We start from the raw sequence: 23975 nt of genomic DNA, 5'->3' as shown, positions 1-23975 counted from the left end.
ATTTGGATAACATCTCATTCTGATTGGCGCTGGCTGGAGAGTAATTGATAGGCGGCAGTAAAGTCTTCAGCGATGATTTGAATTTGGCTGGGATCACTAAATCCTTGAGCGCGGTAGCGGCGAATTGCTTCTAGGGCAGCTTGATTGCTCAGCAAAGCAAGATCTGCTCCGTTCCAACCTTCAGTTTGGCTGGCCCAATCGGTGAGGGTTACATTGGTTAGGGGGCGATCGCTATTGTGAACCCGGAGAATGTCGAGTCGATTTTCTAAATTGGGTAAGTCTACTTTAAGCTGCAAATCTAACCGTCCAGCTCGCAGAAGAGCTGGATCAAGGGCTTCAGGGCGGTTAGTTGCGCCAACGAGCAACACATTGGGGCAGCCCTGTAAGCCATCGAGTTCAGTGAGGAGTTGCCCCACAACGCGATCGCTCACCCCCGAATCTCCGGCATAGCTGCCGCGTGCTGGAGCTAATGTATCAATTTCATCCACAAACACGACACAAGGTGCGGCTTGTCTTGCTTTGGTAAATAGTTCGCGCACTGCCTGCTCTGCTGCACCGACCCAGCGACTCAGCAGTTCTGGCCCATTAACTGCAATAAAGTTAGCTCTGGCTTGAGAGGCAACGGCTTTAGCAAGAAGGGTTTTGCCCGTGCCTGGAGGTCCCCATAACAAAATTCCGCGCGGGGCTTTTGCACCTGTCTGCTGATAAAGTTCGGGATAGAGCAGCGCCCCTTCAACAGACTCTTGCAACGTCTGTTTAATGGTCTCCAGCCCGCCAATTTGTTCCCAAGAAACTTCGGGAGACTCGACCTCGACGGAGCGCAAAACTGACGGTTTCACCTGCTTGATCGCCTGAAGCAAATCCTGCTGATTCACAGTCATTGTCTCTGGAATTGGGGCTTCGAGAGACGGAACCTGACGACGTAGGGCAGTGTAAGCAGCTTTTTGACAAACGGCTTTGAGGTCAGCACCGACTAAACCGACTGAGAGATCGGCGATCGCCCCCAATTCCACCGACTCGTCCAATGGCATCGACCGAGTCAGAATTGTGAGAATTTCTAAGCGTCCTTCTCGGTTGGGCACCCGAAACTGCACTTCTCGATCAAGTCGCCCTGGACGACGTAATGCCGGGTCAAGGTAGTCAGGGCGATTCGTAGCAGCGAGGACAATGACTCCTTTAGTTTGGGCAAATCCGTCCATTAGCCCTAAAAGCTGGGCAACCAAACGCTTTTCTACTTCCCCTTCAACCTTGCTGCGATCGGGCGCAAGGCTATCGATTTCGTCAATGAAAACCAGGCAGGGAGCAGAGCGGGCGGCTTTCTCAAAAATACCTCTGAGCCGAGCTTCGGCTTCTCCGTAGTATTTCCCAATTACTTCTGGACCGACGATAGCAATGTAGTTTACGCCCAAATCTTCTGCCAGGGCACGGGCTGCCAAGGTTTTGCCAGTACCCGGAGGTCCAACTAGCAATACGCCTCGGGTTGGTTCTAATCCTAGCTTTGCCAACAATTCGGGGCGCTTCAAGGGAAGTTCAACTAGCTCTCGCAGTTCTTGCAAAACTTCAGAGAGTCCACCGACTTCTCGCAGCGAGGCTGTAGCAGCAGGAGATTGAGGATCAGCAGGCGGCGTAACGCCGCCTTCATCGGTCTGGGTGGAAGGAGTTCTACTGGCAGATGGATTTACGCCAATTCCACTTCTGGGAATATTGCCCTGACGCGGAATGCTGCTGAGGGTGCGGGAGTTGATTTGCACGTCAGCTTTTAGTTCGCCTTTCTCCATCTTTTCTTCTAAAGCTTTAGCTAGTTCTAAAAGCTGCTCAAATCCCTTAAAGAAGTCACTCATCAGTTCCTCTCTGTTTTCCCAACTGATCCCAATGGTTTAGTCATCCCAGATGGATGGGCATTTTAACGATGCAGGCTTTGGGTAAAAGGAATGCACCAGTACGACAGACTACGGTTGGCAATGTTTAGCGGTAAGGGCGGAGTGGGGAAAACGACGCTTTCCTGCGGGTTTGCTCGTCGCTGGGCGCAGCAGTTTCCCGATGAGCAAATTTTGTTGGTTTCGACTGATCCAGCTCATTCGCTGGCAGATGTTTTGTTATCGCCAGTTGGAGATGTGCCGCGATCGCTTCCAGATTTGCCGAACCTTCAGGTGAGAGCGCTAGATTCTCAGTCCTTGCTTCAACAGTTCAAAGCGGACTACGGCAAGGTTCTGGAGCTTTTGGTAGAACGGGGCAGTTTTGTTCAAGGTGAAGACCTTAGCCCGGTTTGGGATCTAAGCTGGCCTGGACTAGATGAGCTGATGGGCATTTTGGAGATTCAACGGCTACTGCGGGAACGAGTTGCCGATCGCATCGTGGTAGATATGGCTCCCAGCGGACATACGCTGAACCTGTTTGAGCTAATGGACTTTTTAGATGGTTTCTTAGAAGCAATGGATTTGTTTCAGGAGAAGCATCGCGTCATCAGCCAAACATTTGCAGGGCAGCATGTGCCCGATCAGGCAGATGCATTTTTAGTAGACATCAAGGCAGACTTGGCAGCAGGGCGGCAGCTTTTGCAAGATCAGCAGCAAACAGCTTGCCTGGTGGTGGCGATCGCCCAACCGATGAGTTACCTGGAAACTCAGCGATTTCTCACAGCCTTAGAAAAGCTGCAAATTCCGGTTGGTGGGCTATTTGTAAACCACATTCTGCTGGATGCCGACGAGTGCGATCGCTATGACGAACAGCAATTAATTCTTAATAAATTTCAAGCAACCCAACAGCTCCCTATTTTTACAGCACCTCAGCAAGCTAAAGAACCCGTTGGTACGGTTGCTCTAGATCAACTGATAGCCCAGATTCAGGAATTCCATCAGCAGGACATTAAGCACACGGGTGAAGCGAAACCTGCACCATTACCCCAAAAAACTCCGCCTGGTTTCAGTGACTTTTTGGCAGAAGGACGGCAGCTAATTCTGGTAGGCGGCAAGGGTGGGGTAGGAAAAACAACGGTAGCAGCGGCGATCGCGTGGGCAATGGCTGAACGCCACCCTGACCGAAATATTCGAGTTGTTTCGATTGATCCTGCCCACTCCTTGGGAGATGCACTAGGTGTGCAGTTAGGACATCGGCCCGTTGCCTTGAGCACTAATCTCAGTGGGCAGGAAGTCGATGCAGAGGAAGTTCTAGACCAGTTTCGAGCAGATTACCTGTGGGAACTGGCAGAAATGATGAGCGGCGAGACAGGTGACGACGACCTAAAAATTGCGTATGGACCTCAAGCATGGCGACAGATCGTGTCTCAAGCATTGCCTGGAATCGATGAAATGCTGTCGCTGGTGACAGTAATGGAACTGCTGGAACAAAAGGCACAAGACTTGATTATTCTGGACACCGCGCCAACGGGTCATCTGCTGCGATTTCTAGAAATGCCGACAGCAATGGCAGACTGGCTTGCCTGGATCTTTCGTCTCTGGCTCAAATATCAGGACGTAGTAGGGCGCACAGAACTAATGGGAAGGTTGCGATCGCTCCGTCAACGGGTGATGCAGGCGCAAAGACGGCTGAAAGATCCTAAATACACTGAATTTATTGGGGTACTCCAGGCACAGTCAGCGATCGCTGCCGAAACTCAACGACTCACGCAGGCTTTAGATAATCTGGGCGTTCAGCAGCGCTATGTCGTGCATAACTGTTATCAAACCGGGGAAGAAATTGCGGTTGAAGGATTTGAAGGGAGGGGCGATCGCCTAACTTTTGTTAAGCTGCCCCTGCTACCCCGTTCTATTACTGCCCTTGAACAAATCAAACTTGCCTCAAACCTGCTGTTCTAGAATCTCCAAAATCTGCTGGTTTTCCTCTCTCCTTACCCGTTTTTACTCGTTCCCAGGTTCTATTTGGGAATGCCTTTAAAGTGACTCTGCTACTCGTTTTCAGGAGGTAGAGCTACCAACTCTACCTCCTCACGCAAAGCTTCGGAACAAGTTTTGTACTCTCCAAACTCACTGCTTCACAGTTTACTTATGTTCATAAAGTTAGGCGCTTGATTCGGCTCGATTCAAGATACTCTAGATCAAACTGTGGCAACTTCAACCCGTTGCCTGGTTTAAAATCTATTCTTTACGCCTCATCCAACCATTTAAGCGGGCACAGACGATTTGAAGTAGGGCTATGACAAATTCTTACACCACTGAGATCAAGACCTCCAGCTTTGCACCCCCCTCTGACTCAAGACAGCGGGTCGGTCAATTTCTGCGAGATCTGCAAGATCAGATTTGCCAAAGATTAGAAGAAATAGACGGCGAAGGAACTTTTCAGGAAGACGCTTGGACGCGCGAGGAAGGTGGCGGCGGGCGTTCTCGCGTGATGAAAGCAGGCAAAGTATTTGAGCAAGGTGGTGTCGGTTTTTCAGAAGTTTGGGGGAAGGATCTGCCGCCCTCAATTTTAGTGCAGCGCCCAGAAGCAGCAGGGCACGGATTTCATGCGATGGGCACCTCAATGGTGCTGCATCCCCGTAGTCCTTACATTCCTACAGTTCACCTCAACTACCGCTACTTTGAGGCAGGACCGGTTTGGTGGTTTGGTGGTGGAATCGACTTGACTCCCTACTACCCGTTTGCAGAAGACGCAGCTCATTTCCACCAAACGATGAAGCAGGCTTGCGATCAGCATCATCCAGAGTACTACCCAACTTTCAAGCGTTGGTGTGACGAATATTTTTACCTGAAGCACCGTCAGGAAACGCGGGGAGTCGGCGGTATCTTTTTTGATTACCAGGATGGGCGGGGTAAGCTTTATCACGGTCCCAATGCCAGCGGACCAGCAGCAGTCTACAGCGATGCATTGGAAGAAATAGCGCCGCGCAACTGGGAGCAGTTGTTCAGCTTTGTGCAGGATTGTGGACACTCTTTCTTACCTGCCTACATTCCCATCGTGGAGCGGCGGCAGGGAATGGAGTATGGCGATCGCCAGCGTCAGTTCCAGCTTTATCGGCGGGGTCGCTATGTCGAGTTCAACCTGATTTACGACCGGGGCACGATCTTTGGGCTACAGACCAATGGACGCACCGAATCTATTCTCATGTCTCTACCGCCGATGGTGCGCTGGGAATACAGCTTTCAGCCAGAGCCCAACACGCCCGAAGCAGAGCTTTACGAAAGATTTCTAAAGCCTCAAGATTGGGCTAGCTGGTCGCCTGATAACCACTAACGTTCCACCAAGGATAATAAAACTTCACGTTTTTGAGTGTGAAGGAGTAAGGGAGTGAGGGGTATCCAGCACTCCCTTATTTCCTTATTCTCCTAATTCCCAAACGAGTTAACCTGCTACAGGAGGGATAGTAACTCGTAGGGGTGGGTAATCTAGGGGTTGTGGTGCAGCCAATTGCGGCTTAAGCATCCTGGATTTAGCGAAGCACTGATACATAGCTGCTTAATCAGACCCGACTAGAATGGACACAGTTCTGCGACGGAAGAGACTAGGTGTGTCTACCCTCTCTGGATATGGTTCCGGAACTGGTATTCTGAGGGCGATCGCATGAGTAGTGCATATCTCTAAATCTTGCTTTGGGGTTTCTTGAGGCTTAGAACACCCGAGAACCTAATACTGCAATTCCTAAAAAGAGGGCAATAATTCACGTGGAGCAGACAACACACACCACCCAAGACGGTAAAACGATCATCCTTCTGACCCCAACAGGACGGTTAGATATCACAACGGCGTGGCAGTTTCGACTCAAGCTACAGGAGTGCATTTCTAGATTGAGTCCACACGTGGTTGTAAATTTAGGACACGTTAATTTTATTGACAGTTCGGGCTTAACTTCTCTTGTAGCAGGAATGCGCGATGCCGACAAAGTGAAAGGCAGCTTCCGCATTTGTAACGTTCATCCCGAAGCCAAGCTTGTCTTTGAGGTGACGATGATGGATTCAGTTTTTGAAATTTTTGATACAGAAGCAGAAGCCTTGGAAGGGGTTCCTCGCGGCATTGCCAGCTAAATTAGCAGCATTTTTAGCCAGTTTTTGCCTGAGTATTAGCCTGAGCATTGCTTGGCAAACTAGCCGCTACACGAGACAATAGGATCAAGTTATCTTTAAAATTTCTTGTGAACAACGTCCGCACTGTCTCCGATACCAAGCGAGCTTTCTACAATACTCACACTCGCCCAATTAACTCCATCTACCGCCGAGTTGTAGAGGAGTTGATGGTAGAAATGCATTTGCTTTCCGTCAATGCGGATTTTCATTATGATCCCATTTACGCACTAGGTGTAGTTAATGCATTTGAGCGATTTATGCAGGGCTACCGGCCGGAAAACGACAAAGTTTCTATTTTTAACGCGCTCTGCCAATCCATCGGCAGCGACCCTCAAACCTATCGGCAAGATTTTGAGCGGTTGCAGTCAGAAGCATCTGGTCTGTCCTTGGATAACCTGATGGGTCAGCTTAAGCAGTCTGAAAACTCCGAGGCAGGTAGTCTGACGGGACAATTTCGGGCGATCTCCCAAAACCCCAAGTTCAAATATAGTCGTCTATTTGCGATCGGCTTATATACCCTGCTAGAACGTGTAGATTTTGACCTCGTTAAAGATGAAAAGCGGCGAAATGAAGCGCTTAAGCAGGTTTGTGATGCACTAAACTTGCCTGAAGAGAAAGTGCAAAAAGATCTGGAACTTTATCGCAGCAATCTAGAAAAAATTGCTCAAGCCCAGATCGTCATGGAAGATATGCTCAAGGCAGACCGAAAGAAGAAGGAAGAGCGAGCCAAAGCAAAGGATGCAGTTGCCACTCCTCCTAGCAACTCCCAGGAACCGACGTAAGGCATCTTGATAGATAAATGTGAAGGGCACTCCAGAAGGGTGCCTTTTTCGTTGCCTATTTTCAGACTCCTACGGAGCGATTCCGAGCATCCAGGAACTGAAGCTGCTGATACAGCATTTCGACTTGAGGAATTTTTGCTCCGGCTTGTTGGGCGCTATCGAGTGGATTCCCGAAGATGGCTTTGATTTCTAATGGACGGTGCTCGTCATAGTCAATTTTCATGCTGGTGCGGTAGGGTTTCATTTTTGCCGTGTGATCCAGCATTTTTTGAACGTAGCTGTCAGGGAGCGATCGCCCACATGCCCCAGCAGCTATCTGCACTTCTCGCATTAGCTGCTCTGCCAAACTCTGAACGGCTGGGTTTGCCATCATTTCCTCAGTCGTGGCATCCAGTACAACCGAAAGCCCGTTAAAAGGAATATTCCACACGAGCTTCTGCCAGCGTGCTAGAAACAGGTCTTCCGTTAGCTCAATCGGAATGTTGGCTTGTCGAAAATCTTCTGCAATGTCAGCCATGCGCTGTGTGATGCTGCATGGCTGATAGTTGGCTGAATACTGCCCCAGCACAATTGCTCCATAGTCCAAATGGTGAATGTGACCGGGACCAACTTTGTTGGAGCAGATGAAACATAGCCCACCCATGACCTTCTCCGGGCCCACAATTTGAGCGACCTCGGCTTCAACCCCTAACCCGTTTTGCAACACTAGCACCGTACTATTTTCGCCGACTAAAGGCGGCAAAAGCTGAGGCAACAGGTGATTTTGAGTTGTCTTTAAAGCAATCACAACTACATCACAAGGCGGCATTTGCTCAACACTGGCATAGGCGTTCACCTGGGGCAGCTTAAAGTCACCTTGCACTGAATCGATGGTCAGTCCATGGTGGCGAACATGCTGGTAGTCACTTCGCAGCAAAAAGTGCACTTCTGTCCCCGATTGTTGTAGCCGTGCGCCATAAAACCCGCCTAACGCTCCTGTCCCCAAGATGGCGTAGCTGCGATTGGATTTAGAGGTGTTTAGAAGAACCATCGTGACATTCTGTTAGAAGAAATCCTGTTTGATTTGAAAAATTTTTAGAAATTTCAGGAAAGGACTTTGATTTGTTTGTTTAGTTTTCAATAAGTGGGTGCAGATGATTAGACTCAACACTTCGCTTCTGAAAAATGCTACTTCAGCTTTATTGAGTTTCGTTCCAGCTATCTAGACCGATTTATATAGAACTGATTCACGACCGTTCGACAGTTGCGTCTTAGCTAAACTCATTCAGGACATATCATGCTCCATCTTCCTCCAGAACAGCAGCAGGGATTCTATCGCTACAGTCCAATGGGGTTGAAACAGCGTGGCCCTGCACGATTGTTTGCCCACATCGGTGAAGATGGGGCACTGGGTTACGGATTAACTCGAATTTACCAGAATTTAATTGAGCAAGGACGTGTTTCACCACCGTTGAACCTGCTAATGCAGTGGCTTGAATCAACGGTTCAAAAAACTGGTCAGCAGGTGGATAGGTTGAGTACATTGCTGGCGGATGTAGAGTTTCTACATTCTGATTGGCTCAACTGGACATTGCCACCTGGAGAAACGTTTAACAGCAACTATGTGCGCAAACGCCTCGAAATGGGTCAGGCGTTAAAAGCTGCCAGCAAAGCCGCGATCACCGATCGCCTACAAGATGCTTCCCCTTCAAAAGATGTGGTGCCTGGTAGCGAACGGCAGCGGTTACGGTTCTATACAGAACTAGAACAACGGTGGCAGCGAGAACGCCCAAAGGTCAGTTTCATTCACGCTAGGGATGGGGAATTAAGCGATCGCGAGTTCGCCCGTCAGCGTTTGGCAGGGACAAATCCGATGATTTTACATCGTATTCAAGAAGCAGACCGGGAGCGACTGCAAGCCTGGGCAACCCAAGACTACTCAGTAGCAACCGAGAAAAATGTGAATTTGCTGGATGCGGCTGCCCAAAATCGCCTGTTTTTGGCAGATTATCCCTTATTTAAAGATCTCACTTCAACCGATCTTCAGTTGGGGCGCTATGTAGGAAATCCACAGGCTTTGTTTTACCGCACCGAGCAAGGACTTTACCCAGTCTTAATTCAATTAGAGTCGGGCAGCAAATGGGTAACTCCAACTGCTGCGGCAGATGATTGGATGCGGGCAAAGCTCTATACCCAAGCGGCAGACATGACGCATCACGAGCTAATTGACCACTTGTGTAACACGCATTTGTCAATGGAGGCGTTTGCGATCGCCACCTCCCGCCAGCTTCCAGTTGGTCATCCGCTGTATCAGCTTCTGCAGCCGCATTTTCGCTTTTTACTAGCGATCAACACACGCGGCAATACGCTGCTGCTAGCCGAAGACGCTGCGATCGAAGACCTGCTAGCTCCAACGCGAGAAGCCTCAGTCAGCCTGATCAATCAGTCTTATCGGCAGCGCTCGTTTACCGACGGGGCACTTCCTTATGACATTGCCAGACGAGGGCTAGAGCCAGAGTTTTTGCCTGACTTTGCTTACCGCGATGATGCTCAGCTTTTGTGGGATGCGATCGCTACTTATATCAGCAGCTACTTACAGCGCTATTACCGCGATGATACTGCTGTTTTGCTTGATCCCTACCTGCAAGCTTGGGCAGCGGAATTGGGACAGCCTTTGAGCGAGCGCCCCCTTTCCGAATTTCCTGAACTGCCAGACTGGATACCGGCTGAATTTGCTGCTAAGACAGGAATTCAGGTTGATACGTTGCCCGATTATCCTCGCGTGCCTAACTTTCCAGCAGCGACCAGTGCTAATCAGCGTCCAGGAGAAATTCAAGGGCTTCAGCAGCTCATTGAGATTGCTACGCAGATCATTTTTACCTGTGGGCCCCAGCACGCGGCGGTGAATTTTTCTCAGTTTGACTACGCGGGGTATATGCCTAATGCACCACTGGCGACCTATGCTCGCCCCGATGCAGCGGTGAAGCTAGAAGAAGTTTTACCTCCTGTAGACCAGGACTTAAATCAGATGGAGTTGACCTTTGCCCTCAGCGGCATTATTTGGGGACAATTGGGCGATTCAAAACTGATTCAGTACGAGGAAGAAGGCGATCGCCAAATCCTGCACCAGTTTCAACTCAAGCTGAAAAGTGTTGAGCGAGAAATTCAGCAACGCAACCAGCAGCGACTGAATCGGGACGGGGTGGACTATCCCTATCTGCTGCCGTCGAGGATTCCCAATAGCATCAACATCTAGGGAATTGCGCGTTGGAAGAACGTAATCTGTAGCCCCAAAACCTGTGGGGGCGTAGCATTGTGGCAGAAATCCTCGGTTTGTTTCAGAGTTTACTTACCGAATGCTACGCCCTACACGGGACTCGCCATTCAAATCTCTTTAAGGGTTAGGGACGAGGGATTTCTGGTCGCTAACTGCTTCAGTGTCGGAGGTTGAGGGTTCCAAGCTGTCCAAAATTTCTAGCATCTCCCGCTCAAAAGCAACCTGGGCGCGATTGGTTCTACCGCCAATGTAGAATTTTCCGGCTTCTTCTAATGCCCAGATTTGGGAATGGGAAATGTAGCTCATCAACACACTGATCATGAGTAAACCGAAACCTGTGTAAACAATTGGAATACCAGGATCGGCTTTGATCTGTAAGCCTGTGCTACCCACAATTTCGGCGATCGCCAACGTCACACCATTCACTTCGGTAGACATTCCCTGACGCACGGTTGAGAGCAGCTTGCCCTCCGTGTCGTAAAGCAGCAGTATGCCTTGAAGATCTTTTGCCAGAACGGACACGCCTTCACTCAGGTCAGGCTTTGTCGGAATCCAGGTGCCCCAGACACGACCACCGCCATCTGCACCAATTTCTACCATTGGCAGTTGCAGGATCGGACTCTCGTTAAGCCGAATGCGAACTGCGGCGATTCCCCAGTCTGCCTGGTAAAGCGTCACACCTTCATGACGCATTGGTTCATTGACATGAATCGTTTTACGCTGAATCTCTTCGTCTTGATCGTTCAGAACAGAGAGATCAGAGTAAAACTGGTCAATCTTGCCCTCTGGGGTGTAATCGATCCAAAAGCGGTTGACCCGTACTGACCAATCCTGAGGAATTTGCGCTCTTGCCCAGGGTCCAGCGTCAAAAATATTTTGAACCCGAAACGTTTCGCCGCTCGGCACCATTTCCTGAGCAAAAAAGCCTGTCATTGCGCCCACGATCGCCCCCAGCAAAATCAGGATCATGCTGGCGTGAACGATAATGGGTCCAATCCGTCCAACAATGCCCCTGTCCGCGTAGAGCGTGTTGTCTCGTCGAAAAACTCGGTAGCGGCGTTTTTCAAGTAACGGACTCAGTTGCTCGATCGAAGCGTGATCGAGTTCTGCACTCAGGGCAAATTTTTCAAACTGACGGGGTTTGGTGTAAAAATTCCAGGTGCGGGAAAACCAGCGCAGTGCAGGAATTTGCCGCTGAAAGGTGCAGGTAATGAGGCTGGAGCCAAACAGAATGAGCAGCGCCAAAAACCACCAGGTGCGGTAAACGTGGTCTAGCCCCAGAGTCAGTAAAACCTTCCAAGTTAGGAAGCCAAACAGAGCCGGATCCTCTGGGTAGTTAGCCTGGTAAAACTCTAGGGAGCGTCCCTGCTCGATGACGGTGCCAGTGATGCTAAAGACGGCGATTGCCAATAGCAGGGCGATCGCCAGCCGCAAATCTGCCAACAGCGGAAACAATTCTCGCTTGAGATAACGCTGTGGGATCGCAATCCAATTGTTTTTCGAAAGATTTTCTGAAGTCATGAATTAAGCTCTTAAATTCCGGCTGGAAAAAACCGGAACAGCAGGGAGAAGACACCAAACCCAACTAGCAATGCACCGCTTGCCGGAGTAATCCAGCTTGACCAGCGACGCAGTTCTAACAACTTTTTGATTGAAGCAGTGAAGGTGCCTGCTAAAACCAGTGGAGTGACGTAGCCCACAGTGTAGGACAACAGCAACACACCGCCCAAAACAGGATCTTTTGTCTCAGTTACCCAAGCCAGCAGCGTAATCAAAACAGGGGTGCTACAGGGAGACGCCACTAATCCAAACGTTAGACCAATTAGGTAAGAACGAACGCCCTCAGGCAAATCCTTGGAGATCCAATCCATACCGCCCCAATTCGGCAATTGCAGCGGTAAAGCCTCCAGCAGGTTTAGCCCCATAAGAATGGCGATCGCACTTACCACAATCGGCAGCCCTGCCCCAACCTGACCATACACACTACCCAAACCCGCTGCTGCAATTCCCAGTCCTGCTAGTGTCGTCGCCAAACCTAGCGCAAACCAGGTAGACTGCGTTGCTGCCTGAATTCGACTTCTGGCTTCATAGCCGCCGATATAGCCAATTGTAATGGGCAGCATTGACAGCATACAGGGAGTCAAACTTGTTAACAGGCCTGCTAGAAAGATGATTCCAACGCTCGTCACAGTTAGGTGCGACAACTGATTTGCTACCAGGGTGTCAGCAAAGTTTCCTAACTCGTATAGTCGAGTCTGTAGGGTTTCCAGCATAGTTTGAAGATGGCGGAGCGAGCGAATCTACTGTTAGACGTATCTTCATCTTATCGGAGGCTGACTGTAGAAATGGCGATCGCCCTCCAAACATCGCTCAAGCACCGGGCAAACTACCTCGCTGCCGTCGATGACGCCGATGGTCAAGCGAAACCACCTTAGCCTCACTGCCTTCACGGGCAATGCGAATGAGCAGCCCTGCCAGCAGCAAACTAGCAATCATCGAATTTCCGCCATAGCTAAAAAACGGAAACGGTAAACCTGTCGTAGGCAGTGCGCCCGTCGCCACGCCAATATTGAGCAGCGATTGCCCAATAAGCAGAATTACAGTTCCGATCGCCACCAGTCGGTGAACCGGGTTAATTGCTTTTAGCGCCACCTTTAAACCCAGCGTGGCATAGGCTGCTAGCAGCAGCAGCAGTAACATACTGCCGATGAAGCCAAATTCCTCAGCGTACACAGCAAAAATAAAGTCAGTATATTGAATCGGCAAGTAAAATAGCTTCTGCTGAGATAGCCCAAACCCAGCTCCACCAAAGCCACCCGACCCGATCGCCATCAAACTTTGGGTAAGCTGATAGCCGTTTCCCATCGGGTCAGCCCAGGGATTGAGAAACGACATAATTCGCTCTCGTTGATATTCCTTGATGCTGACACTGACAATTGCCGCTGCGAGTCCGGCGATCGCTGTTGCTCCTAGATAAAGGTAGGGTAACCCTGCTGCTAGCGCCACCAGCCACAACACCATACCGCAGAGCGCTGCTGTACTCAGGTTGGGCTGAAGCAAAATACCAGCCACAACCGCTGCAAAAATACCTAGCCACACCAAGCGAGTGGAATTAGATAGTCGTTCCCACTGCCCAAACACGCGGGCACTTTGAAGCACCAAGAATGGTTTGATAATTTCAGAAGGTTGAAGTAGTGCATATGATCCCAGCGAGATCCAGCGATTAGCTCCATTAATGCTGGTACCCAAGCCTGGAATGATGGTGAGCAAGATTAGTCCCAATAGCGCTATTAAAATCCAGTCGGCGGCTGCCAAGACGTAGCGCAGAGGCGAATGCACCAACACGCCAAAGCCAACCAACCCAACCATGACCCAAATGATTTGGCGTTTGAAGTAATACAGCCCGTCACCAAAATCTGCATCCGCAACCGCATAGGATGCAGAAAACAGCATCACTAACCCGACCAACAGCCACAGAAAGGTCAGCCATCGCAGTAGCCGAGCTTCTAAAGCCCATTCTTTTACAGAAGAGTCCAATAGCGGAATTAGATATCGAAGATTCACGCAGCTCAACGAGTCATTTAAACAATTTGCCTATAACAGTAACGCAAGAGCGTTTCAAGGAACATAGGGGAGCAGGTGCTAGGGGCGATCGCAAAATATAAACTTGCACAAATTCTAAAAAATTCCTGATGAGGTACCCCAATTAGGAATAAAGGAATGGTAGATGCACCCTGAATTAATCCCTGGCTTCATGCTGGGGATTTTTTTTGCTTGTGAAGTAGTGTTGACTACACCATTTAGGCAACAGGTTCTTTACGATATTGCCGATTGAACTCTTTCCCTTTGTGAGTTAGTTAGCAATTTTTTGGGTAAGAACATGAGCAACATTGCCGAGCGTTACATCTACCTGTGCCGTTGCTACATCGAACTTGCAGACAAATTTCAGAAGCTTGATGTAGAACACATGACGCTGAAAAGCAAAATGATTCCTATCCTCAAGACAATAAAGGCTTGCAAACAAACGATTGAGCAGTTAACGCAAGAAAAGCTGGAATTGGAACAAAAGCTGCAATCTGTTACAGCTCAATACAAAGAATTAAAGTCGTTTGAAGTTTTGCTTCAGCCCGAAACTCAGGCTGTATTAGCAGAAGCAGAAGAGCAAATGAATCTTGTTCAAGAAACCCTTCTAGAAATTGACCAAGACAGTGATCCGGGTATGAGCGAGGCAGACAAACTTTTACTGGAGGAGTACTACAGCAACTCCAATGAGTTGAACTGGACGAACTCCAATCCAACCGAGAAGCTGGTTAGTTCCTGATTGTGGGGCGAGTGTTTCGCCCCGCAATTAGTTGATTCACTAATTGATTCACATTCCTAATGAATTAATTTGTTGCTCAACTAACCGGCATACCTCAGCTCTCCGCTGCCAAGACTTGGGGCACGATCGCCGTCTGCTCATCGATTACCAGCTTTCTTTTATTAAAAGTCAGCTTGTGGTCTACCAGGTCAATGAGGATTGTGTCACCTTCAATAAACGTGTTCTCTAGAATTTTGGTGGCGATCGGATTTTCCAACTCTTTTTGGATCGCTCGCTTCAACGGGCGTGCTCCATAAACCGGATCAAAGCCCACTTCAGCGATGTAATTTTGGGCAGTTGGCGTTAGTTCTAGCGTGATTTTCTGGTCTGCTAGCAGACGGTGAATCCGCTGAAGCTGAATGCCAACAATCTGCCGCAGCTCTTCTAACCGCAGCGGGTGGAAGAGAATGATGTCATCAACACGGTTCAGAAATTCAGGACGAAAGTGCGATCGCAGTGCATCGGTCACCCGCTTTCGCATCAGTTCATACTGCGAATCATCTCCTGACACATCCAGAATGTGATCGCTGCCGATGTTACTCGTCATCACAATCACCGTATTTCTGAAATCAACCGCTCTCCCTTGAGAGTCAGTAATTCGCCCGTCATCTAACACCTGTAGCAAAATGTTGAACACGTCTGGGTGTGCTTTCTCCACTTCATCCAGCAGCAGCACAGAGTAAGGGTGACGGCGAATCGCCTCTGAAAGCTGCCCTCCTTCCTCATAACCCACATAACCCGGAGGCGCACCCACTAAGCGTGAAACAGAATGCTTCTCCATGTATTCCGACATATCAAGCCGCACCAGCGAATCGCCAGTGTCAAACAGAGATTCTGCTAACGCCCGCGCCAGTTCAGTTTTACCAACTCCCGTTGGACCCATAAATAGGAAAGAACCAATCGGACGACCCGGATCTTTCATCCCAGCCCGCGCCCGCCGAATTGCCGCTGCTACTGCCTCAACCGCTTCTTGCTGGCCCACTACCCGCTCATGCAGGTAAGTTTCAAGCTGCAACAGCTTTTGCCGCTCAGACTCCATCAGGCGGTTCACAGGAATACTGGTCCACTTTGCCACAATCTCAGCAATGTCAGCTTCAGTCACCTGCTGCTTAAGCAAAGAAGAACCACGTTCTTGAATTTCAATCAGCGTTGCTTCTTTTGCCTCTAGCTCGCGATGCACGACTTCCAGTCGCCCATATTTCAACTGAGCTGCTGTATTCAGGTCGTAGTCTCGCTCCGCCTTCTCAATCTGCCGTCGCAGCTTTTCCTCTTCTTCGCGCAGGGCATTGATTTCATCTTTCATCTGCTTCTCAGATTCCCACTGAGAATTCAGTTTTTGCTGCACCTGCTTCAGTTCACTGATCTCGCTCTCAATTCGCTCTAAGCGATCTTTGGCAGCACGATAAGCAACCACGATGCCCGGAGATTGTCCTTCCTTCTGCAAAGAAAACTGTTCCATCTCAAGCTGCATGATGCGCCGATCAATGGTTTCTAACTCCTCTGGTTTTGAGGTGCTTTCCATCTTGAGCTTGGCAGCAGCTTCATCTACCAAATCGATCGCCTTATCGGGTAGGAATCGATCGCTGATATAACGGTCAGACAGCGTTGCCGCAGCCACTAGAGCACTGTCAGAAATACTCACTTCATGGTGCTTTTCATACCGTTCTTTCAAGCCTCGCAGAATGGAGATTGTGTCTTCCACGCTGGGCTGACCGACATAAACCTGCTGAAAACGTCGCTCCAGAGCCGCATCTTTCTCAATGTGCTTGCGGTATTCATCTAAAGTCGTCGCCCCAATGCAGCGCAGTTCACCCCGTGCCAACATCGGCTTGAGTAAGTTACCTGCGTCCATCGTGCCCTGGCTTGCCCCTGCCCCCACAACACTATGCAGTTCGTCGATGAATAGAACGATCTGTCCATCCGAGTTCGTCACTTCGCGCAAAACTGCCCGCAGCCGATCTTCAAATTCTCCGCGATACTTCGCTCCAGCAATCAGCGAACCCATGTCTAAGGTAATCAGGCGACGGTTTTTGAGCGATTCAGGCACGTCTCCTTTAATGATGCGCTGGGCTAACCCTTCGGCGATCGCCGTCTTTCCGACTCCCGGCTCCCCAATCAGCACTGGGTTATTTTTGGTGCGACGAGACAGAACCTGCACCACGCGACGAATTTCCTCGTCCCGACCAATTACCGGATCAAGCCTATCTTCCTTTGCCTGCTCAGTCAGATCCCGTCCATATCTTTCCAATGCATCGTAGCGCCCTTCCGGGCTTTGATCCGTCACTCGCTGGCTACCGCGAACAACTTTGGCAGCAGCTTCAAGCTGTTTTGGATCTAGGTTAATGTTTCTGGGAAAGCGACGATTGACCCGCTCATATTCCGCCATCCCCAGCAGCAAATGCTCAACTGAGATAAACTCATCCTGCCAGGTTTGCCGCGCTGCTTCAGCCCGGTCTAACATCAAATCCAGGCTGCGCCCTAAATAAAGCTGCGCGTTTTCTGAAACCTTAGGTTGACGTTGGGCAAAGGTTTCTAGCTGTTGCTTGAGCGCATTCGGGTCAAGATTTGCCCGCTGCAAAATTGTGTGGGCTAACCCTTCTTGCTCTAGAAGGGCGATCGCCAGATGTTCAACCTCTAGCTGTTGGTGCTTGAAGCGACGAGTAACATCCTGGGATTTCACAATTGCTTCCCAGGCTTTCTCAGTGAATTTGCTAGGGTCAGTGGGCTGCATGTTCTAAAGAAATTCCGTCGAAAAACCATATTCTCAGCGACTTTAGTATAACAATCTGGGTGGCTTAATCCTGTAAGCCGCTCTACCAGAATCCATCGCTTTACTTCAATTGTTTCAGGTGTTGCTGATTTGGCGTGAATTTGTGCAGCAAGTCAGCCCGTTCCTTTTAGGAATTAGTGAATCTACGAGCAGCTGTGAAATTACTTCTTTCCCACTAAAAAATTAGGGATGCACCCTCGGGCGCGGCGTACATCCCTGATCTTTTAGTCCCTAATCTTTGACCAGGAAGGGAGTAGGTGGAAAATTTCATTCAATCTTGACTGATTCTACAAGCAGCTTTATCAGAGTGTGGGGAATACTGGGAGGTGAAATGGCGAGTTCTCTGTTTCCTCAACTTGCTTTGTGCCTTCTCGCTCACCCCTTTCAATGCCCTGTTGATCAGTTTTGCTTCTGGTTTATCGTGCGCTAACCCGTACATCTACGCCTGACAACTTCAGAAAGAATTGCTGCACTCGATTCAATTTGCCTCCGGGCGAATGCTGCGCGGTTCTTTCAGGGCATTAATTGAAAATCACTTTCTGCAAAACATACTTACTTATGCTGGGACAAACACTTGGTGGGCGATACCAAATCAAACGCCATCTAGGTGGGGGAGGATTTGGACAAACCTATCTCGCTGAGGATTTACACTTGCCTGGAAATCCTGAGTGCGTCGTCAAGCAACTCAAACCCAAAGTGACCAGCGACGAGGCATTGCAGTCTGCCAGACGCTTGTTCGATCAAGAGGCAAAGGTACTGGATGAATTGGGTAGCCACGACCAGATTCCCAGGCTTTTTGCTCACTTTGAGGAAAATCAAGAGTTTTACCTGGTTCAAGAACTGATTGAAGGAGTGGTGCTGAGTCGAGAGTTGAGGGCAGGTCGGGCTGTGGAAGAACCTGAGGTCGTTGCTTTACTGCAAGATATTCTCACAACGCTAGAGTTTGTTCACCAGCAGCAGGTTATTCACCGCGACATCAAGCCTTCTAATTTGATTCGACGGAGCAGCGATCGCAAAATCGTCATGATCGACTTTGGTTCGGTCAAACAAATTAGCTTTCAGGAGTTGGGCGCAGATCTCTCTACTGTGACGATTGCGATCGGCTCATCAGGCTATATGCCTAACGAACAGATGGCTGGCAAGCCTCGCTTTAGCAGCGATGTTTATGCAGTTGGAATGGTGGGGATTCAAGCACTTACAGGTTGCTCTCCGGCTCACTTTAGGGAAGATCCCCGCACAGGTGAAGTTATTTGGCGCGAGAAAGCACAGGTCAGCCCAGAGTTGGCAGACATCTTGGATGTAATGGTGCGCTATGACTTTCGCCAGCGCTATCAGTCGGCGGCAGAGGCACTAGACGTTCTCAAAGATTTGGTGACTCCCCATCACACCACAGTAATCTTGCCGACCGTCCGGTCGGTAAGTTTGGATGGATATCTGCTCTGGTTTGAGCGGGGAGATGAACTATTTCAGCAGCAGCGATATACCGAAGCGGTTGCCAGTTACGACAAATTCATTCAAGCAGTACCCGACGAATACCTGGTGTGGTTTAAGCGGGGTATGGCACTAGAACATTTGCATCAGTATGAAGAAGCTGCAACATCCTACGAGCAGGTCACGAAACTGCAACCTGGAGATTATCTTGCCTGGTTCAAGCGAGCCAAAGCGCTAGAACACTTGCAGCGCTATGAAGAAGCTCTAGCAGCTTATGACAGAGTAATCAAGATTCAGCCTGACAACTACTGGGCCTGGCACGATCGGGGTAGGGTTTTGGAGGATTCAGAACAGCATGAAGACGCTGTGACTGCTTACGATCGCGCTGTTCAACTGAAGCCTGACTTTCAGCTTGCGGTTGAGAGCCGAAAACGGGTTTTGAGCCAGCTTAAGCGGGTTGATCAGCTTTATCATTTGCAGCACTACGAGGAAGCAGTTGCTTCTTGCGATCGCTCTATTCGTGACCAGCCAGACGATTCCCTCGTTTGGCTAATGCGAGGGATGGCGCTAGAAAATCTGCATCGCTACGAAGAAGCAATCATGTCCTATGATCGCGTGGTGCAAATCCAGCCTGATGATCATGTTGCCTGGTTTAAGCGGGGCACAGTTCTGGAATACCTTCAGCAGAATCAGCAGGCAGTGATCTCCTTTGATCGTGTGGTGCAGCTTCAGCCCGATAACTATTGGGCCTGGCACGAGCGAGGCAAAATTTTGGAAACGATGCGCTGCCATGAGGAAGCGATCGCCTCCTACGACAAAGCTTTGCAGATTAAACCCGATCTTCAGTCCGCCTTGGAGGGACGTAAACGACTGCTGGGTCAGGGGCAAGTCAAGCAACAGTTGGATCAATCAGAGCTGGAGCAGGTAAACCAATGGCAGCCCTCCCAGCTACCTCCCATAACGGGATACCCCGAAACCAGTGGAGTGCAGTGGGGGGCGATCGCCAGCGAATCTTTCGATGAGCCTAACCGATTCAGCTTTACTCCAGCTCTGACCTCCCCTAACGGCAACAATGGCTTTTGGGGGCAAACCTAAAGCAACTACTCCTGTTGCATCCTGTTGCAGAAAACTATTCTGATTCTTCTGATTTTCGAGCAGGTGCTTGGAGTTGAGTTAGATCTGGCAATTCCAGCAGTTCTTTCTGGGTTTCTTTGAATTCTACAGGTAGCGATAGGGGCTGAGGTTTATCTAGCCAGCAGCTCGATACGGGCAAGGTTTGCTCCAGGTCATCCAACGGTCTAGGAATTACCATCACCGCGTGGAGTTCTCCAATTCGCTCAGCTTCGTGCATTCCGGCTTCTACGGCGATCGCCACATCTGCAACTCGACCGCGAATAATTGCAGTACATAGCCCTTCGCCAACGATTTCATAGGCCGCAAACTGCACATCCGCAGATTTAAGCATCATATCGGCAGCACCAACCATTGCCGGAAAGCCTCGCGTTTCCAGCAAACCGATTGCCTGATTGCTCAGGCGATTGTGTCCCCGATTTTCTACAATTTTTGCCAAACGACTACCAATTGGCAGCACCGCATCCAGATTAGGCATAGGGCGCGGAATGATTGCCTTAGAAATGAGTTGACCGAACTGTTGAGCAGTTTCTGCACCAATCTCAACCGCGATTCGCACATCTGAAATGCCGCCTCGAACGACAGCCGTGCAGTAGCCGCTGCCAATCTTTTCGTAACCCACCAGTGTTACGCCAGACGACTTTAGCATCATGTCTGCCGTACCGACAATAGCGGGAAAGCTACGAGTTGAAACCAACCCCAAAGCTCTGTTTTTGAAGTCCTTTGGCTGTCCTATTGATCTCGCCAGGACTGACCCCCCATCCTGCACATTCATTTGTGACCTCCATTCAGGGCATATCGTGCGCTATCATTCTGGGGTTTTGCCATTGGAAGACTGGTTTTCAGGGGGTAAATCATCTAAGGAATGCCTACTAGGGAAAAGCGCAATGATCAACTGAGTCAATGCGGTTTTTCCATAGATGGGTACACTTGCAGCAGTAGCGAGAGCCGATGGTGAGTGAACCGGAGCAGTTTCAGCAGGCTGAGGAGGTGAAACCTGAGTTGATGCTGTCTCTGCGTGAGGAGGTGAAGCCTCAGCTGGTACCGATTCCGTCTGGGTTATAGAACGGCTAGGATCTCCAATTAAAGAACCAGCCTGAACGACCTGCTCAGGCTCAATGGAACTATTGAAAATAGTAACCTTAGAACCGATACAGGCATTTGCTCCTATCCTACCACTGCCAAATAGGAGGACGCTTGCCCCCAAGCTAGCGCCCTCCTCAATCTCTAAGTTTCCCTGATTAACGTGTAGGACCGTTCCCGCCCCAATGCAAACTCCTGCTGCGATAACAATCTGACTGTCCGCGTCAGCTTGAAGCAACACACCAGGAGCAATCACCGCACTGGGATGTATCGTAACGTTGCCACTTACACAAAAGTGGACATCGCTGATGAGTCGCAGGGGCGGCAAACGCATTGGAAACAAGAACCTCTAACAAATATGCAAGGTCTAAAGCAAAGCTATTTGCCAGGTCTTTGGATGATAGTTTCTGAAACTCGTCGTTTGGAAGCCGTATCGATGCCATACAGACGGACATATTCACCGCTGTGTTCAGCTAAGCAGATTTCTAAAGCGGCGATCACATCTAACGCATGAATTGTTGAAATAGCCGAACAGCTCTTCCAAGAACTCGTCTGGAAGCGACGCGCATCTGCATATTCAACGCCAACCCGATATCCCTGAGACAGCAGCTGATTGACTTGTTGCACTATGTCTGAGGCAAGGCTCCCTCCTGATGGGGCGAACGCTCCACCATTTACACTGCTATAACCGTTTGTCGATGCAGCAGGCGGTGTGTAGGATCGACTTGGGGCAGAACCAACAGAATTACCGTTATCGCCAGGTCTTTGAACAATCAATTCTGACACCCGACGCTTAGCACGGGTGTCAATGCCAAACATACGCACATATTCACCACTATGTTCAGCCAAGCATCCTTCCAAAGCAGCGATCGCATCCGATTCACGACTTGCTTGAATCGGCGAACAAGTTTGCCAGGAACTCGTTTGGAACCGACGCGCATCTGCATGTTCGGTGCCAATGCGATAGCCCTGAGCCAAAAGCTGACTCACCCGCTGTACAACCTCAGAACTTAAGCGATTGCTTTTAGCTGACGAATAGTTCTGAGTGCCATAGCTTTGGCTGCTAGAGCTGCTGCTGGAGCTACTGGGGGTGTAATAGTTACTGCTACTGCTACTGGATGGGGCAGTTGCTACCTTATCTCCGGGTCTTTGAACAATCATCTCCGAAACTCGGCGCTTAGATTGAGTATCAATCCCGAATAGTCGGACATATTCACCGCGATGCTCAGATATACAGGCTTCTAGACCAGCAAGCACATCAGCTTGACGGTTGGACTGGATGGGAGCACAGCTTTTCCAGGAACTCGTCTGGAAGCGGCGGGCATCGGCGTGTTCCATACCGATGCGGTAACCCTGAGCCAAGAGTTGACCCACCTGCTGCACGACTTCAGAACTTAGGCGATCGCTTTGCATTTGACTTTGATTATGGCTATTACTATGGTTTTTACTCGATCCGTTTCCGTTAGCGTTGCTAGATTCATAAGTCTGCTCCAACTCAGTGCGAATTGAAGCAATACAGGCAATATTCTCAGCACACCGATAACCCGACCGAAGAGCATCATTAATCCCAACAACATGGTGGGCGAATTTAACATCAACCGACTCCACTTCGGGCAACCGGTCTGCCTGCTGTTGTGTCGTGATGATTGATCCAGAAGGAACATATCGGCCAGGTGGAATCTCTACATCTTGAATCAGCGCGTGCATCATCACGATGCAACCATCGCCAATACGAGAATTAAAGATTGTAGAGCGAAACCCAATGAAGCAGTCATCTCCTACATAAGCTGGTCCATGAATCAGCGCCATGTGGGTGATAGAAGTGTCTTTCCCAATCCAAACAGAGTAGTGTTTTTGGTCATCTCCAATAACTCGCCCCTGCTCTAGACCATGAATGACCACGCCATCCTGAACATTGGTTCCTTCGCCTACATAGAAAGGGCTGCCCTCATCCGCTCGAATAGAAGTTCCTGGAGCGATCAGCACATCGGCACCAATAGACACATCTCCAATAATGTTGGAGAAGGAATGAACGTATGCTGTCTCATGAATCCTGGGCTGAGCCAGGCTCTTTGACCAGGGAGTGGGAGGAGCAGCAGAACCATGAACGACCATGATGAATTTCTCCTGACTGAAAAGAGCGATACCGCAAGTCAACTAAAATCAGCTTGCTTAGCAAAGAAAAAAGATTGATCTGAGATTCAAGCCGTAACAGCAGAGGGAGTTGGCACTCAAAAGACTTGACCGTTGGCAAAATCTGTAAATGACTCACCCCTGGCTTATCTCGACCTCCTAAAGCTTTTGCAAGACAGCAACCGACCCTAGAAAAGCTTGTTGGGCATCGCTCAGCCTGGACTCTAAAGCAGAATTGAGAATTTAACGATCTTGATCGCGTTTGCTATAAAGGAGCCGATTGTCAACGCTGACCGTATCAATAATTCCAACTACTAAAGCATCTAGAGGACGGGTTTCGCTGCCAGGAGCCTGGCGCGCAGCACTTCCACGACTCACCAAAACCCATTCATCAATGCCTGCCCCAACACTATCAGCAGCTACCTCATACTCCGGCAAGGGTTGCCCTTCCTCGTCTAGGAACTGCAATAGTAAGAATTTGACTCCTCTGAGGCTAGGTTCTTTTTGATTACTGACAACAGTGCCACAAACTTTAGCAATCTGCATTATGAAGTTATGGACGGTTGAGAGGACGGATACCGCTGACGCTTTCCCGGAATGCCTCAACTGCTTCGGTGTAGCGGATGGGGAGGACATATTCCAGGTTTTCATGGGGACGGGCAATGATGTGAGTGGAGAGGACTTGTCCACCGTTCACTCGCTTAACGTTGTCAACCCCGGCTGCCACTGAAGCCTGCACTTCAGAAACGTCGCCTCGCACAATTACAGTGACGCGACCACTGCCAATTTTTTCGTACCCAACTAATGTAACTCTGGCTGCTTTCACCATCGCGTCTGCTGCTTCTACTACAGCGGGGAAGCCCAAAGTTTCTACCATTCCAACTGCGATCGCCATCGTATTCTCCCTTCCAAGTTTTAGTTTTTGAAAAACAAACCTTTTACAATTTAAGCGGTCTGAAACAATCCTTCAGAAGCTTAATTTAGAAGTTCAATTATGTTTAATTGAACCGCT

The 23975-nt window shown here is 49.6% G+C and carries 18 protein-coding genes; 7 read left to right on the top strand and 11 right to left on the bottom strand.

What is annotated here, in order from left to right; translation table 11 throughout:
• Positions 1-14: 14 nt before the first annotated feature.
• Positions 15-1841 carry an AAA family ATPase gene (locus H6G00_RS07785; RefSeq protein WP_190796312.1) on the bottom strand — a complete coding sequence of 609 codons (1827 nt, stop codon included), beginning with the start codon at positions 1839-1841 and terminating at the stop codon, positions 15-17.
• A gap of 90 nt (positions 1842-1931) precedes the next feature.
• Here H6G00_RS07785 and H6G00_RS07780 point away from each other — a divergent pair, with 90 nt between their 5' ends.
• The 4 genes from H6G00_RS07780 (at position 1932) to psb29 (ending at position 6799) form a co-directional block, all read left to right on the top strand.
• A complete protein-coding gene (locus H6G00_RS07780; RefSeq protein WP_199318376.1) occupies positions 1932-3815 on the top strand; it encodes an ArsA family ATPase in 1884 nt (627 codons plus the stop codon).
• A gap of 337 nt (positions 3816-4152) precedes the next feature.
• Entirely contained in the window at positions 4153-5190 is a 1038-nt protein-coding gene (gene hemF, locus H6G00_RS07775) for an oxygen-dependent coproporphyrinogen oxidase (RefSeq protein ID WP_190796311.1), read from the top strand.
• A gap of 419 nt (positions 5191-5609) precedes the next feature.
• Complete coding sequence (locus tag H6G00_RS07770; protein ID WP_190644663.1) at positions 5610-5978, top strand: anti-sigma factor antagonist; 369 nt, start codon at positions 5610-5612, stop codon at positions 5976-5978.
• Between the two features lie 107 nt (positions 5979-6085).
• Positions 6086-6799 carry a photosystem II biogenesis protein Psp29 gene (gene psb29, locus H6G00_RS07765; protein ID WP_190796310.1) on the top strand — a complete coding sequence of 238 codons (714 nt, stop codon included), beginning with the start codon at positions 6086-6088 and terminating at the stop codon, positions 6797-6799.
• 61 nt (positions 6800-6860) lie between these two features.
• Here psb29 and H6G00_RS07760 read toward each other — a convergent pair whose 3' ends face one another.
• On the bottom strand, positions 6861-7829 hold the full coding sequence (locus H6G00_RS07760) for a putative 2-dehydropantoate 2-reductase (RefSeq protein WP_190796309.1): 969 nt from the start codon (positions 7827-7829) through the stop codon (positions 6861-6863).
• A gap of 246 nt (positions 7830-8075) precedes the next feature.
• On the opposite strand from H6G00_RS07760, the gene H6G00_RS07755 reads away from it, so the two are divergent.
• On the top strand, positions 8076-10034 hold the full coding sequence (locus H6G00_RS07755; protein WP_190796308.1) for a lipoxygenase family protein: 1959 nt from the start codon (positions 8076-8078) through the stop codon (positions 10032-10034).
• 138 nt (positions 10035-10172) lie between these two features.
• Here H6G00_RS07755 and H6G00_RS07750 read toward each other — a convergent pair whose 3' ends face one another.
• The 3 genes from H6G00_RS07750 to H6G00_RS07740 form a co-directional block, all read right to left on the bottom strand.
• Complete coding sequence (locus tag H6G00_RS07750; protein ID WP_190796307.1) at positions 10173-11576, bottom strand: cytochrome c biogenesis protein; 1404 nt, start codon at positions 11574-11576, stop codon at positions 10173-10175.
• Positions 11577-11587: 11 nt separating this feature from the next.
• Positions 11588-12328 carry a cytochrome c biogenesis protein CcdA gene (locus H6G00_RS07745; protein ID WP_190796306.1) on the bottom strand — a complete coding sequence of 247 codons (741 nt, stop codon included), beginning with the start codon at positions 12326-12328 and terminating at the stop codon, positions 11588-11590.
• A 97-nt stretch (positions 12329-12425) separates the two neighbouring features.
• On the bottom strand, positions 12426-13619 hold the full coding sequence (locus tag H6G00_RS07740; protein ID WP_190644632.1) for an FtsW/RodA/SpoVE family cell cycle protein: 1194 nt from the start codon (positions 13617-13619) through the stop codon (positions 12426-12428).
• A gap of 316 nt (positions 13620-13935) precedes the next feature.
• Here H6G00_RS07740 and H6G00_RS07735 point away from each other — a divergent pair, with 316 nt between their 5' ends.
• Positions 13936-14376 carry a hypothetical protein gene (locus tag H6G00_RS07735; RefSeq protein ID WP_190644633.1) on the top strand — a complete coding sequence of 147 codons (441 nt, stop codon included), beginning with the start codon at positions 13936-13938 and terminating at the stop codon, positions 14374-14376.
• A 94-nt stretch (positions 14377-14470) separates the two neighbouring features.
• Here the strand turns inward: H6G00_RS07735 and clpB are convergent, their stop codons facing one another.
• Positions 14471-17146 carry an ATP-dependent chaperone ClpB gene (gene clpB, locus H6G00_RS07730; protein WP_190644634.1) on the bottom strand — a complete coding sequence of 892 codons (2676 nt, stop codon included), beginning with the start codon at positions 17144-17146 and terminating at the stop codon, positions 14471-14473.
• A 597-nt stretch (positions 17147-17743) separates the two neighbouring features.
• Here clpB and H6G00_RS07725 point away from each other — a divergent pair.
• A complete protein-coding gene (locus tag H6G00_RS07725; RefSeq protein ID WP_190796305.1) occupies positions 17744-19711 on the top strand; it encodes a serine/threonine-protein kinase in 1968 nt (655 codons plus the stop codon).
• A 34-nt stretch (positions 19712-19745) separates the two neighbouring features.
• Here H6G00_RS07725 and H6G00_RS07720 read toward each other — a convergent pair whose 3' ends face one another.
• From H6G00_RS07720 to H6G00_RS07700, 5 genes are all read right to left on the bottom strand, one after another.
• Positions 19746-20522: a BMC domain-containing protein gene (locus H6G00_RS07720; protein ID WP_190796304.1), complete on the bottom strand. Its 777-nt coding sequence runs from the start codon at positions 20520-20522 to the stop codon at positions 19746-19748.
• Positions 20523-20555: 33 nt separating this feature from the next.
• A complete protein-coding gene (locus tag H6G00_RS07715) occupies positions 20556-21164 on the bottom strand; it encodes a transferase (protein ID WP_190796303.1) in 609 nt (202 codons plus the stop codon).
• A 44-nt stretch (positions 21165-21208) separates the two neighbouring features.
• Entirely contained in the window at positions 21209-22945 is a 1737-nt protein-coding gene (locus H6G00_RS07710) for a ribulose bisphosphate carboxylase small subunit (RefSeq protein WP_190796302.1), read from the bottom strand.
• A gap of 261 nt (positions 22946-23206) precedes the next feature.
• Positions 23207-23509 (bottom strand): EutN/CcmL family microcompartment protein, encoded by a 303-nt coding sequence (locus tag H6G00_RS07705; protein ID WP_190644639.1) that lies wholly within the window; start codon positions 23507-23509, stop codon positions 23207-23209.
• 7 nt (positions 23510-23516) lie between these two features.
• On the bottom strand, positions 23517-23858 hold the full coding sequence (locus H6G00_RS07700) for a carbon dioxide-concentrating mechanism protein CcmK (RefSeq protein ID WP_190644640.1): 342 nt from the start codon (positions 23856-23858) through the stop codon (positions 23517-23519).
• Between the last annotated feature and the right edge of the window lie 117 nt (positions 23859-23975).

Source organism: Leptolyngbya sp. FACHB-541 (assembly GCF_014695875.1).
In the GTDB taxonomy this organism is placed as follows: Bacteria; Cyanobacteriota; Cyanobacteriia; order Elainellales; family Elainellaceae; genus JAAUTN01.
This window is presented reverse-complemented; position numbering and strand designations above follow the sequence as displayed.